The 13,421-nt window shown below is 56.6% G+C and carries 12 protein-coding genes and 1 tRNA gene; all 13 read left to right on the forward strand.

The features are described 5' to 3' along the window. Window positions 1-193 precede the first annotated feature (193 nt). The 13 genes from yedF to hisA all read left to right on the forward strand — a co-directional run bounded on the left by yedF (window position 194) and on the right by hisA (window position 13,284). Window positions 194-814: a sulfurtransferase-like selenium metabolism protein YedF gene (gene yedF / locus ACTCIA_RS06975; protein ID WP_463001085.1), complete on the forward strand. Its 621-nt coding sequence runs from the start codon at window positions 194-196 to the stop codon at window positions 812-814. A gap of 820 nt (window positions 815-1,634) precedes the next feature. Beyond that, a complete protein-coding gene (locus ACTCIA_RS06980) occupies window positions 1,635-3,302 on the forward strand; it encodes a CoA-disulfide reductase (protein ID WP_463001086.1) in 1,668 nt (555 codons plus the stop codon). Window positions 3,303-3,400: 98 nt separating this feature from the next. Beyond that, window positions 3,401-4,015 carry a thiol peroxidase gene (gene tpx / locus ACTCIA_RS06985; protein ID WP_463001087.1) on the forward strand — a complete coding sequence of 205 codons (615 nt, stop codon included), beginning with the start codon at window positions 3,401-3,403 and terminating at the stop codon, window positions 4,013-4,015. Between the two features lie 30 nt (window positions 4,016-4,045). Beyond that, the gene (locus tag ACTCIA_RS06990) at window positions 4,046-5,758 is read left to right on the forward strand and encodes a 2-oxoacid:acceptor oxidoreductase subunit alpha (RefSeq protein ID WP_463001088.1); all 1,713 of its coding nucleotides are present in this window, start codon (window positions 4,046-4,048) and stop codon (window positions 5,756-5,758) included. Then, window positions 5,751-6,605 carry a 2-oxoacid:ferredoxin oxidoreductase subunit beta gene (locus ACTCIA_RS06995; RefSeq protein WP_463001089.1) on the forward strand — a complete coding sequence of 285 codons (855 nt, stop codon included), beginning with the start codon at window positions 5,751-5,753 and terminating at the stop codon, window positions 6,603-6,605. The genes ACTCIA_RS06990 and ACTCIA_RS06995 overlap by 8 nt, the downstream gene beginning before the upstream one ends. Window positions 6,606-6,702: 97 nt before the next feature. Beyond that, window positions 6,703-7,173: a universal stress protein gene (locus tag ACTCIA_RS07000; protein WP_463001090.1), complete on the forward strand. Its 471-nt coding sequence runs from the start codon at window positions 6,703-6,705 to the stop codon at window positions 7,171-7,173. A 28-nt stretch (window positions 7,174-7,201) separates the two neighbouring features. Continuing rightward, window positions 7,202-8,104, forward strand: coding sequence for a TIGR01777 family oxidoreductase (locus ACTCIA_RS07005; RefSeq protein WP_463001091.1), 903 nt, complete (start codon window positions 7,202-7,204; stop codon window positions 8,102-8,104). Between the two features lie 14 nt (window positions 8,105-8,118). After that, window positions 8,119-8,322: a heavy-metal-associated domain-containing protein gene (locus ACTCIA_RS07010; protein WP_463001092.1), complete on the forward strand. Its 204-nt coding sequence runs from the start codon at window positions 8,119-8,121 to the stop codon at window positions 8,320-8,322. Between the two features lie 30 nt (window positions 8,323-8,352). After that, window positions 8,353-10,878 (forward strand): heavy metal translocating P-type ATPase, encoded by a 2,526-nt coding sequence (locus ACTCIA_RS07015; protein ID WP_463001093.1) that lies wholly within the window; start codon window positions 8,353-8,355, stop codon window positions 10,876-10,878. A 2-nt stretch (window positions 10,879-10,880) separates the two neighbouring features. Next, the gene (locus ACTCIA_RS07020; protein WP_463001094.1) at window positions 10,881-11,633 is read left to right on the forward strand and encodes a TIGR02757 family protein; all 753 of its coding nucleotides are present in this window, start codon (window positions 10,881-10,883) and stop codon (window positions 11,631-11,633) included. A 65-nt stretch (window positions 11,634-11,698) separates the two neighbouring features. Further along, a tRNA-Ala gene (locus tag ACTCIA_RS07025) sits at window positions 11,699-11,774 on the forward strand. 157 nt (window positions 11,775-11,931) lie between these two features. Next, the gene (gene hisB, locus ACTCIA_RS07030; protein WP_463001095.1) at window positions 11,932-12,519 is read left to right on the forward strand and encodes an imidazoleglycerol-phosphate dehydratase HisB; all 588 of its coding nucleotides are present in this window, start codon (window positions 11,932-11,934) and stop codon (window positions 12,517-12,519) included. 33 nt (window positions 12,520-12,552) lie between these two features. Next, the gene (hisA, locus tag ACTCIA_RS07035; RefSeq protein WP_463001096.1) at window positions 12,553-13,284 is read left to right on the forward strand and encodes a 1-(5-phosphoribosyl)-5-[(5-phosphoribosylamino)methylideneamino]imidazole-4-carboxamide isomerase; all 732 of its coding nucleotides are present in this window, start codon (window positions 12,553-12,555) and stop codon (window positions 13,282-13,284) included. The last annotated feature ends 137 nt before the right edge of the window (window positions 13,285-13,421 follow it).

The raw sequence follows: 13,421 nt of genomic DNA on the forward strand, positions 1-13,421 counted from the left end.
GTACGGATAAGTACGCTGCATTCTTCGAAATTGCGCAAGCCTTGATCTTGAACTTTTTACGGCACCATCTGAAATCAGACTTTTTACGGTGCCATCAAAACTGCCTGTAAAAAAGACTTTTTACAGGCGGATCAAAATTAGCACAGGCATTAATAAAACGCAATTTGTCCTGTGCGCTGAAACGGAGGTCTGAATGAAGGAACTCGATTGCAGAAAACAGGCATGCCCGGCACCCGTGCTCATGACCCGGCAGGTCATCGCGGCAGAGGCCCCTGAGACGCTGACCGTGCATGTGGACAACGAGGCGGCCTGCCAGAATGTCAGCCGTTTTTTTGCCTCAAAAGCCTATGAAGCAACCGTGGAAAACACAGAAGACGGTTTCCGGGTGACGGGCACCCGAAGCGGTCAGGACGCTCAGGCGTTTGCCGATGTTGCGGAATTGCCCGGCTCCGCGCAAGAGGCCGGGCAAAAGACTGAAAAAAAGATCATGGTCATGATCACCACAGACCGGATGGGCTACGGCGACGAGGTTTTGGGCAAAAAGCTCATGACCAATTTTGTCAATACATTAAATGAAATGGGCCCGGAGCTGTGGCGCCTGGTGCTGGTCAACAACGGGGTCCGGCTTGCAGTGACCGGCTCCGAGGTGCTTTCCGCCCTGCAGCAGCTGGAAAAAGACGGGCTTGCCGTGCTGGTGTGCGGCACCTGCCTGGACCACTACGGTCTGCTGGAGCACAAGCAGACGGGCCAGACCACCAACATGTTAGACATTGTCACGGCCATGCAGCTGGCCGACCAGGTCATCAACATATAAATCCGACAGATTAAACCCCCATTGATTTGCCGCTGATCGTGATTAAATTTTTTATTTTGGCAGAAACGACCAAGGAAGTTCAAAAAAGTGCTGTTAATGCCCGGTCCCGGGGTTTGGCCAGGGAGAAACACTTCTAAGCAATTTCAAAAAAGTTGCTGAGAGTGACTGGCTCAATAATTTTCGCATGATGTCGGCCCGGTGGCGGTTTGCTCCCTGCTGACCGCTTGCGCGCTCAATGCGACTCGCAAACCGCCCCCGGTCCGACATCATGGCCGACTGTGTGCAAAGTTTCACACCAAGGCGGTCCGGAGCAACGCATCCAAGTCTTGGAAGTAACTTCAGGAAAAGTTACTGCATAGCTTTTTCCCGGGCTGCGGCCAGAGGCAAACGTTATCAAGGAAGTCCAAGGGCGGGGTTTCAGTTTTTGAAGCGACATTGAGCGTTTTACGGAAAAATTCAGCAAATGCCGGAGCGTAAAAATTTCAAACTGTTTGAGGCCGAAAGGCCGAGTTTTTGAAATTTTAGCGAAGGCATTTGATGAATCCGTAAAACGGTCAGGAGCGAAAAAACTGAAACCCCGGCCGCAGGGCTTCCTTCCTGAGAAACAGCAGACGCGGTAAAAATCTTTTTACGCAAATCGGAATTGATGGTGCCGTAAAAAGTCCTAAAACGGATATCACCGTCAACAACTAAAGAGACAAATTATTGACTTTACTTAACACTTAATCACTTAAAACTTAACACTGCCTGTAAAAAAGACTTTTTACAGGCGTATCAAAATTCAGGAAAAGCAGTGCGCTTTTTTCAAAGGAGGCGGTTTATGACAGACAAACTGGTTATTGTGGGCGGTGTTGCAGGCGGGGCCACTGCCGCGGCCCGGGCCCGGCGGTTAAATGAAAACGCCGAGATCATCGTTTTTGAGCGCGGCCCCTACATTTCTTTTGCCAACTGCGGCCTGCCGTATTACATCGGCGAGGTGATCAAAAAGCGTGACGATCTGCTGGTCACAGATGCCGGGTCTTTTTCCGAACGCTATAATGTGGATGTGCGGTCCAACTCCGAGGTTCTCGACATTGACCGGCAAAACCGGCAGGTGGTTGTCTTAAACCGTGAAACCGGCGAGCAGTACCGTGAATCTTACGGCAAGTTGATTCTCTCCCCGGGTGCCGAACCCGTTCGTCCCCCTTTTGAAGGCGCGGACATGGCCAATGTCTTTACCCTCAGAAACATTCCAGACACCGATCGGATCAAGGCATACGTGGATGAAAACAAGCCGGAGCGCGCCGTGGTGGTGGGCGGCGGGTTTATCGGCCTGGAAATGATTGAAAATCTGGCGGCCCGGGGTGTGCAGATCACCATGGTGGAGAAAATGAACCAGGTGATGCCGCCGCTTGACTATGAAATGGCAGCCCTGGTGCAGGCGCACATGATTGAAAAAAAGGTGGACTGCCGGTTTGGCGACGGGGTGGCAGCCCTGAAGCAAAACGGCGCTGCCATCACCGTGCAGACCGAAAGCGGCCATGAAATTGACTGCGGCATGGTCATTTTGTCCATTGGCGTGCGTCCGGAAACCGGCCTGGCCCGCAAGGTCGGCCTGGATATCGGCAACAGCGGCGGCATTTCCGTAGATGACACTTTGCGCACCTCGGATCCCCATATTTACGCTGTTGGCGATGCCGTGGAGATCCCTCACCGGATCACCGGCAAACCCGTGCTCATTGCCCTGGCCGGCCCTGCCAACAAGCAGGGACGCATTGCAGCAGACAATGTCATGGGCAGACGTTCAGTCTTCCGGGGTGCCCTTGGCACCAATGCAGTTCAGGTTTTTGAGCACACGGCCGCGTCAGTCGGCTTAAACGAAAAAACACTGAAAGCGGAAAATATTGCCTATACAGCCGCCTACACCCATTCGGGTTCCCATGCGGGCTATTACCCGGGGGCCGAGACCATGGCGGTGAAACTGCTTTTCAGCCCTGGTACCGGCCGGCTTCTGGGCGCCCAGGCCGTGGGCAAGGTCGGGGTGGACAAGCGCATTGATGTGCTGGCCACAGCCATTTATGCCGGGTTGACGGTCTTTGACCTGGAAGAACTGGATCTGTGCTATGCCCCGCCATACGGTTCGGCCAAGGACCCGGTCAACATGGCCGGATACGTTGCTGCCAACCTGATGAAAAAGGATCTGGAAACAATCAACTGGAATGCGGTGGCCGGCCTTGATCCGGAAAAAACGGTTCTGCTCGATGTGCGCAGCAAAATCGAGGTCCGGACTTCGGGCACCATTGACGGGGCCGTGCACATTCCCGTGGATGAACTGCGCGACCGGATGGGCGAACTGGACAAAAATAAAACCTATGTGGCTTACTGCGCAGTGGGCATGCGCTCCTATCTGGCTTACAAAATTCTGATTCAGCATGGTTTTTCCGCAGCCAACCTGGCCGGCGGATTTCGCACCTACCTGGCAGCCACTGAAAAGATCCTTTTGATGTAGGCTTTTGGATGCATTGGCCGCCTGCCATGCTTATATTGGAAAAAACGATCAGGTGTTTTTTTTTGAAAACAAACTTTGAACCAAATAAGGAGGCGGCCATGGCCAATATCACATTTAAAGGAAACCCGGTTCAGACCAATGGCGAACTGCCCGAGCTCGGGCAGCAGGCACCGGATTTTGTGCTCACCAAAACCGATCTCACGGATTTGTCCCTGGCGGATCTGTCGGGCAAAAAGGTGATTTTAAATATTTTTCCGAGCATTGAGACAATGGTGTGCGCCGAATCCGTGCGCCGGTTCAATGAAGCGGCCCACGGCCTGGACAACACGGTCGTGCTTTGCATCTCCCGGGACCTGCCCTTTGCCCACCAGCGGTTCGTGGACAAAGAGGGGCTGGATGCGGTTATTTCACTGTCCGAGCTTCGCAGTCTGGATTTCGGGGACCGCTACGGGGTGCGCATCAGAGACAGTGCTTTTGCCGGCCTGCTGTCACGGGCAGTGGTGGTCATCGACGAAAACGGACGGGTGCTCTACACCCAGCAGGTGCCGGAAATCGGTCAGGAACCCGATTATGAAACGGTGCTGGACGCTGTGCGCACCATGGATAAGAACACTTCGTTTGAAGATGTCTGCACCAAGATGCCGGTTGGCGAGCATGCCCGGTTTGATGATACAGACGATGCCTGTGACGACGGCCGGGCCGGGAAAGTTTAGGACAAGGACCGGCCGGGTCCGGAGGAGACAATGGGTATAGATGTAACAGTGAAAGTCGGCGGCGAGGCCGGGCAGGGGATCCAGACGGTCGGAGATCTGCTGGCCCGTGTCTGCCACGGGTGCGGACTGTACGTTCTGGCTGTAAATGACTTTGAATCAAGGATTCGGGCCGGTCACAGTTTTCTGCAGCTGCGCATCAGCGACAGGCCCGTGGCCGCCCCGGACCACCGGGTGCATTTGCTTGTGGCCCTGAGTCCCGGGACCCTGGACATGCATTTGTCTGAGCTGGCAGAAGAGGGCCTGGCCATTTTCGACAGCCAGGAGCAGGCTCCCGGCGGCAATGTTGTGTCCATAGCAGTGACCGATATGGCCCGCAAGGCCGGCGGGACCATCATGGCCAATACCGTGGCAGCCGGTGCCTGTCTGTCCCTGCTGGGCGCGCCGGACAGTCTTCTGGAAAATGTTTTGAAAACACAGTTTCAGGCCAAAAAATCCGGGGTTCTGGAAAACAACCTCAAGGCTGCGCAAAGCGGGGTCCAGGCTGTGGGGGGAATTGATTTTGCACCGGCTTTTGTCTGGCCGGAGAAAAAACCGATCGGAAAATTGCTGTCCGGTGCGAAAATTCTTGCCCTGGGGGCCCTGGCTGCGGACTGCCGGTTTGCGGCATTTTATCCCATGTCCCCGGCCACTGATATAATGGCCAGCCTCACCGGTTTTGAAGACCGGGCCCCGCTGGTGGTGGAGCAGGCAGAAGACGAGATCGCCGCAGTCAATATGGTCATTGGCGCCTCGTTTGCCGGGGTGCGGGCCATGACCGCCACTTCAGGCGGCGGATTTGCCCTAATGACAGAAGGCCTTGGCCTTGCCGGCATTACGGAAACCCCGATTGTGATTGTCAATTCCCAGCGCCCCGGGCCGGCCACGGGCCTGCCCACGCGCACGGCCCAGGCGGATCTGCGCTTTGTGCTCCATGCGGCCCAGGACGAGTTTCCCAGGTTTGTTTTTGCCCCGACAAACCTCAATGACGGGTTTGAAACCATGGGCCGGGCCTTTGCCCTGGCTGACAAGTACCAGGTGCCTGCCATTGTTCTGACGGATCAGTATTTCAACGATTCCGTCAACATTGCCCAAAAAAACCTGACCGCGCCTGAATCCGTTGAGCGGCATATTGTCACGGATGCGGACATGGATGACCCCAAAGCATACAGGCGCTATGAAATCACCGATTCCGGGATCTCTCCCCGGGCGCTGCCCTGCGCGGGCCAGGCTCTGGTCATGGTCAGCGGAAACGAGCACCAGCAGGACGGTCATATCAGCGAAACCATCCCGGATCGCATCGGCCAGGTGGACAAGCGCTTCCGAAAACTTGCCGCCATGGAAGGGGAAATTCGCCCGCCGCAAACAGAGCATCCCGACAGCCGGGTGCTTTTGGTGGGCTGGGGATCTGCTGCCGGAGCCATCAACGAAAGTGTTGAAATGCTCAGATCTGAGGGCATGGATGCCGGCGGGGTCTATTTCACTGATATCTGGCCCTTTCCCCAGCAAGCCGCAGAACAAATCCTTGGCCGCTGTGATCGCTTCTACATGGTGGAGCAAAATGTTTCCGCACAGCTCGGCGGACTTATCCGGGAGAAAACCGGGCTGAAATTTTATCAGGCGGTGCTGAAATACGACGGCCGGCCTTTTTTCCCCTTTGAGATCGCCAGGCGGGTGAAGGCTGCCGAGGAGGCCATTGATGGTTGATGTGAGCGATTTTCACTGCGATTATGAAAACAAGTGGTGCCCGGGCTGCGGCAATTTTCCGATTCTGGAAGCTTTAAAGCAGGCGTTGGCCGATCAGGCGCTGGCTCCGGAAGATGTTTTGATGATCTCCGGCATCGGCCAGGCCGGAAAAACCCCGCATTTTTTGCGCTGCAATTTTTTCCACGGCCTCCACGGCCGGGCTCTTCCCCTTGCCACAGGCGTCTCTGTGGCCAATGGCGAACTTCCCATCCTGGTGAGCATGGGAGACGGGGACTGCTACGGCGAAGGGGGCAATCATTTCCTGGCCGCCATCCGGCGAAATCCGGACATGACGCTTTTGATCCATGACAACCGGGTCTACGGCCTGACCAAGGGACAGGCGTCGCCCACTTCCGAGCGGGGCTTTGTCACCAAAATACAGCCAATGGGTGTCAGAAGCGATCCATTGAACCCGGCGGCCCTGGCCCTGTCCCAGGGGGCGGGCTTTGTGGCCCGGGCCTACTGCGGCCACAAGGAGCAGCTTGCCGGGCTTATCAGCCAGGCCATGGACTACAAGGGCGTGAGTGTCATTGATATTATGCAGGTTTGCGTGTCGTTTAACACGGTCAATACCTATGACTGGTATAAAAAGCGCATCTATGATATCAATGCTCAGGGGCATCCGACAGATGATTGGAATGCGGCCATGGAGCTTGCATTCACCGGCGGCGACAAAATTGCCACAGGGCTGTTTTACAAAAAAAACCGCCCCTGTTTTGCCGACCGGGTGCCCGGGCTGGCCGAAAACCCCCTGGCTGCCCGCAGCTATGATCCGGCACGGGTGCAGGCCTTGCTGGACCAGGCGTGAATTGGTGTATGCAGCGGCCGCAACCGCCGGCCTTTGCCTGACCCGGAAACCGTAAAGCTTCAACGTAAACCCCCGCCATAGTTAAGGAGGCCTTGAAATGGCAAAAAACCTACTGATTTCTTTTGATGATTCCGAAAACGCCATGCGTGCTGTGCAGTTTGCCGCAGATCACTTTCTCCGGGATGCGAAAATCACGCTTTTCAGCGTTGTTGAAGACAGCAGCACCCTTTGCGCCATGAACAGCCCGGAGCTGACCCCGTATTTCAAGGCCGAGCAGCAGGCCTTCTGCTCCCTTGAGGACAAAAAGCGCGAACTTGTGGAAACCGCAATCCAGGCAGCACGCAGGTGTCTGATCGAGGCGGGATTTGATCACGAGCAGGTTCATACCAAAATCAACAGGCGCTCCAGCGGAGTGGCCAGAGACATTATTTCCGAGGCCGACTCCGGATACGATGTGGTGATCATCGGCAGAAGAGGGGTTTCGTCCCTGCAGGATTTTCTGTTTGGCAGCGTGGCCCAGAAGGTGCTCCAGGGGGTTAAAAACGCCGCTGTTTTGGCCGTGCCCTGATTTATAGAAGGTTTTACAGGAGGGGGCCATGAATGTTTTGATCACAGGGGCTGCCGGTTTTGTGGCCCGGCACATGATCCGGGACTTTCTCCGGCGGGGCTGGACCATTACGGCCGTGGATCGCAACGCGCCGCCTGAATGGCTCAAAGACGATAAAATCCATTATATCCGGGCCGATACCACAGAACCGGGACCATGGCAGGAGGCGGTAAAAAAAGCCGACGCAGTGGTCAACCTGGCGGGCAAAAACATTTTTTCCAGGTGGACCAAAAAATACAAACAGCTCGTCTATGACAGCCGCATCCAGACCACCAACAATCTTGTGGATGCCATGGCAGAGGGCCGGCCCGGGGTGTTGTGCAGCACCTCTGCGGTGGGATATTACGGAGACAAGGGCGAGCACCCGGTGGATGAGACCGCGCCTGCCGGCGATGATTTCCTGGCCCGTCTCAGCATTGACTGGGAAAATGCCGCCCTGGCCGCAGAGCAAAAAGGCGTTCGCGTGGTTTTGCCCAGATACGCCCTGGTCATGGCAAAAGACGGGGGTGCGCTTGCGGCCATGCTCCCGTCTTTTAAGTTTTTTGCCGGCGGTCCCATGTCAGACGGCACCCATTGGATGCCCTGGATTCACATGGATGATCTGGTTGGCGCCACAGCCTTTGTGATTGAAAATCCGGATATGTCCGGGCCGGTGAACTTTGCCGCCCCCAATCCCGTGCGCAACCGGGAGTTTGCCAAAACCCTGGGGCGGGTTTTGCGCCGGCCGGCCGTGCTGCGGGTGCCCGGATTTGTGCTAAAGACGGCCATGGGCGAGCTCGGAGAATTGATGTTAAACAGCCAGCGAGTGATGCCGGCACGGCTTTTGGATGCCGGGTTTGAATTTCAATACCCGGAGCTGGAAAGGGCGCTGGCAGCCGCGCTTCGCACTTGAACCAGGAGGATGAAATGGAAACCAAAACGCTTCAGATTCCCAATATTTCCTGCAATCATTGTGTGATGACAATCAAAAACGAACTCTCGGAGATCCAGGGGGTGGCATCGGTTAACGGTGATGCAGACCAAAAGCAGATCACGGTGGAGTATGATGCACCGGCCAGCATGGATCAGATTCTGGAAAAATTAAAGGAAATCAATTACCCGGCCCAATAAGGGCTGCCAACAATTCCTCAGGATGGTTTCGTGACACAAACCCCGTCTAATCCGGAGAATCAAGCAGATCAGGCAAAATCCAATACCGACAGCCCGGAAACAACCGGCCGCAGTCAGGGCGCCGTTACCCGGCAGCTGCCGGTCACAGGCATGACCTGTGCCAATTGCGCCGCCAATATCGAGCGCAGCGTAAAAAAGTTATCCGGCATTGAATCCGCAGATGTCAATTTCGGTGCAGAACAGCTCTCTGTCTCATATGATCCCAGGAAACTGGGGGTCGACGACATCGCCGGGCAGGTCAAAAAGGCCGGCTACGGTGTTGCCACAAGCCGGGCCGAACTGCCGGTCACGGGCATGACCTGTACCAATTGCGCGGCCAATATCGAACGGGCGTTAAACAAGAAAACCCAGGGCGTGGTTTCCGCATCCGTGAATTTTGCCGCGGAAACAGCCAGTGTGGAGTATATTCCTTCTGTGGTGGATTTGGAGGGCATTGTGGCGGCAATCCGCAAAGCCGGCTATGACGCGGTCATCCCCGAAGGCGGGGCGGATTCTGCAGAAGATGCCGAATCCGCGGCCAGAAATGCCGAGGTGCGCGATCAGACCATCAAGTTTGCCGTGGGCCTGGCATTTACCCTGCCGCTTTTTGTGATTTCCATGGGCCGGGATTTTGCTCTGTTGGGACCATGGGCCCACAGCCCAGCCGTGAACTGGCTTTTTTTGGTGCTGGCAACACCGGTACAGTTCTACACCGGCTGGGATTATTATACCAGCGGTGTGCGGAGCCTGGCCAACCGCGGGGCCAACATGGACGTGCTGGTGGCCATGGGCTCGTCTGTGGCTTATTTCTACTCCCTGGCCGTGCTGATATTGCCCTTTTTGGGCGATCATCTCTATTTTGAGACAGCCGCGGTGATCATCACCCTGATCAAGTTCGGCAAGCTTTTGGAGACCCGCACCAAGCGGAAAACCGGCGGTGCGGTCAGAAAGCTGCTCAACCTGCGGCCGGATACGGCCGTGGTTGTGGAAAACGGAGAGGAAAAGGAAGTGGCCGCCGGCAGCGTGGAAAAGGGCTGGGTTTTGCGGGTGCGGCCCGGACAGCGCATTGCCGTGGACGGCCAAATCTCAACGGGCCAGTCCTCGGTGGATGAATCCATGCTCACCGGAGAGTCTGTTCCGGTGTCCAAAAAGCCAGGAGATACGGTCACCGGCGGCACCATCAACATTGATGGCACCTTTGATTTTGAGGCCACCCGGGTGGGAAAGGAAACCGCCCTGGCCCAGATTGTGCACATGGTTCAGCAGGCCCAGGGCAGCCGTCCCCCGATCCAGGCCCTGGCAGACCGGGTGGCGGCGGTGTTTGTGCCGGCAGTGATTCTGGCGGCATTTGCCACGTTTGCCATATGGATGGTGGTGACCGCTGATTTTGTTCCGTCCATGATCCGGCTGGTATCCGTGCTGGTGATCGCATGCCCGTGCGCCCTGGGCCTTGCCACACCCACCGCGGTCATGGCCGGCACGGGCAAGGGGGCGGAAACCGGGGTGCTGTTTAAAAGCGGCCAGGCCCTTGAGGCGGCCCAGGAGCTTGATACCATTTTGCTGGATAAAACCGGAACCCTGACCGCCGGCCGGCCCGAGGTGGTTGAGGCCACGGGCGGCACCGGATCAGAGAACGAGCTTCTGGCACTGGCTGCGGCAGTGGAAAAAGGCTCAGAGCATCCCATTGGCCGGGCCATTGTCAGGGCGGCGGAAAATCAAGGTATTTCTTTTGATCCGGCTTCTGAGTTCAAATCCTTTGGCGGCGACGGGGTCAGGGCGCAGGTCAGCGGCCGCACCGTGGAAGTGGGCAAGATTGACTGGTTTGCAGACAATAACGTGGATGTGTCTGAATTTGTCGATACTGCCGAAAAATGGCAGCAGCAGGGCCGTACCGTGGTCATGATGGCAGAAGACGGAAGGGCCACAGGTATTATTGCCGTGGCCGACACCCTCAAACCAGAGGCAAAGGAAGTGGTGGCAGCACTGCATGACTACGGCCTGACAGTGGTGATGCTCACCGGAGACAACACTGCCACGGCCCGGGCCATTGCCCGGGAACTGGGCATTGACCAGGTCCTGGCAGAGGTCCGGCCCGATGAGAAAGCCGACAAGGTCCGGTCGGTGCAGGGTGAAGGTTCGCGCGTGGGCATGGTGGGAGACGGGATCAACGACGCCCCGGCCCTGGCCCAGGCGGACGTGGGTTTTGCCATTGGCGGGGGAACGGATGTGGCCATTGAAACCGGCGATGTGGTGCTTTCCTCGGGCAGCCTTCACGGTGTGATCCGGGCGCTGCACATCAGCCAAAAAACCATGGCCACGGTACGCCAGAATCTGTTCTGGGCGTTTTGTTACAACGTGGTGCTGATTCCTGTGGCTGCAGGGGTGTTAAACCCGTTTGAAGGCCTGCCCATGATGCTGCGCCAGCTCCATCCCATGCTGGCGGCCCTGGCCATGTCCCTTAGCAGCATTTCAGTGGTGACAAACAGTCTGCTGCTCTACCGCGCCAAGATCCGATAGTCATGAATGCCGCTGATCTTGAAGCGTTGTACCAAAAGTACAACCGCCGAAAATACGTGCGTCCGGATCCCCTGGAGTGCGTATATGACTACCCGGAAACAAAAGACCGGGAGATTGCCGCCTTTGCTGCCGCAGCCCTGGCCTACGGACAGGTGGGCCAGATCGTCAAAAGCGTGCGCGCGGTGCTGGGAAAAATGGGCCCTTCGCCACGGGGCTACCTGGAAAATGCCGGCATTGATGATCTGTATGCGGATTTTGACGGGTTTGTGCACCGGTTTGCCACCGGCCGGCACGTGGCGGCCATGCTTGCGGGTTTAAAAGGGGTTGCGGACCGGCACGGAAGTCTTGAGCAAGCCTTTGCCCGGGGTGTTGGCCCGGAAGATGCCACCTATGCGCCCGCCCTGGGTGCGTTTGTGTCTGAAATGGCCCGGCACTGGCCGGAAAACCCGGGTCATCTGGTGGCGGTTCCGGAAAAGGGCAGTGCGTGCAAACGCCTGTTTTTGTTTCTGCGATGGATGGTGCGCTGTGATGCAGTGGATCCCGGGGGCTGGGTGCAGATGAGCCCGGCAAAGCTTGTTATTCCGTTAGATGTTCACATGTACCGGGCATGCTGCCAGCTGGGCCTGACCCACCGAAGGCAGGCCAATCTCAAAACCGCCATAGACATCACTGCCGGCTTTGCGCAAATGGTGCCCCACGACCCGGTGCGCTACGACTTTGTCCTTACCCGGCCCGGCATCCGGGGGCCGTGGTAACGGCATTATTTTTTGTTTGACCTCAGCTAAAGCTTCTGGTAATGATACTTGATTATTAATTTCGTGGGGATGTAGCTCAGCCGGGAGAGCGCGGCGTTCGCAACGCCGAGGTCAGGGGTTCGATCCCCCTCATCTCCACCATATTTTTAAAACCATTTCTGAATGCCCGTCTGCATGAACCCTTTTTTATCTGCAATACATTCTGCCACTTTTCTGTTCCCGGCCCTGCAAACCCGGTGCTGCGGCAGGCAGCCAGTGGTGATACCGGAAAACGGATTGCACAAAGGACAAGCAAATCATGGCCCGAACCGCGGAAGCTGAGCGCAGCACCAAAGAAACCCGGATTTCTGCCAAAATTGACATTGACGGAAGCGGCAAACACGACATTGATACCGGCATTGCTTTTTTTGACCATATGCTGACCCTGTTTGCCGTCCACGGCCTGTTTGATCTCCATGTCCGCGCCAGGGGCGACATTGATGTGGATTTTCATCACACCGTGGAGGATGCCGGCATTGTGCTCGGCGATGTGATTTGCCGGGCCCTTGGGGAGAAAAAGGGCATTGTGCGCTACGGATTTGCCGCAACACCCATGGATGATGCCCTTTGCCAGGCAGTGGTGGATCTCTCGGGCCGGCCCTATCTGGTTTATGACCTGCCCGCAGGTCTTTATCCGGACTCGGATTTCTCTCCCCAGCTGGCAAAGGAATTTTTCCGGGCACTGGTCAATGCCGTGGGCATGAATCTCCATATCCGCGTGCCCTACGGGGAAAACAACCACCATATCACTGAATCGGTTTTCAAATCCGTGGGCCGGGCCATGGATCAGGCCACCGGCTATGATCCGCGAATCGCCGGCGTCCAGTCCACCAAGGGAACGTTATAGTCCCGCTGTTTGGGATTTGAGGAGCTATATAAAATGATTGTTATACCGGCAATTGATATTAAGGGCGGGCGGTGCGTGCGTCTGCTGCAGGGGCGTATGGACCGGGAAACCGTGTTTTCAGACGATCCCCCGGCCATGGCGGTACGCTGGATTGACCAGGGCGCCCGGCTCATTCACGTTGTGGATCTTGACGGGGCCATTGAAAAAAGCCCCAAAAATCTTGCGGCTATCGAGCAGATCGTATCAGCGGCAGGGTCCGTGCCCATCCAGGTGGGCGGCGGCATCCGGGATCTGGAGACCATTGGCATGTATCTGGACCAGGGCGTGGACCGGGTGGTAATCGGCAGTGCGGCCATTTATGACCCGGATCTGGTCAGACAGGCCTGCCGGGATTTCCCGGGCCGGATCGTGGTGGGCATTGATGCCAGAAACGGCAAGGTGGCCATTGAGGGCTGGACACAGACCACCGAGGTTTCAGCCATTGAACTGGGACGGCAGTTTGAGGATTCCGGCGTGGCGGCCATCAATTTTACCGATATTGAACGCGATGGCATGCAGACCGGTCCCAATATTGAGGCGATCCGGGAGTTTGCCAGGGCTGTGGGCATACCCGTGGTGGCTTCGGGCGGGGTTTCCTGCATGGATGACATCCGAAACCTTTCCAAACTGGCAAAGGACGGAGTCTCGGGCATTATCACGGGCCGCGCCTTATATGACGGCCGGCTGGATTTGCACGAGGCTGTGGCGTTTCTCGATGCCCTGTAACAAACATGTCCGGCAGCGCGGGCTTCGCCCGGTGCCCGGGTTGAAAATCAATTTGACAATCCCGTGTCAAATCCTTATTTTCATTAAAATTTGGGCACATGCCCAATCCTGCCCGAATATGTCTTTGGCATACAGCC

The sequence above is a fragment of the Desulfosalsimonas sp. genome (genome assembly GCF_055149105.1).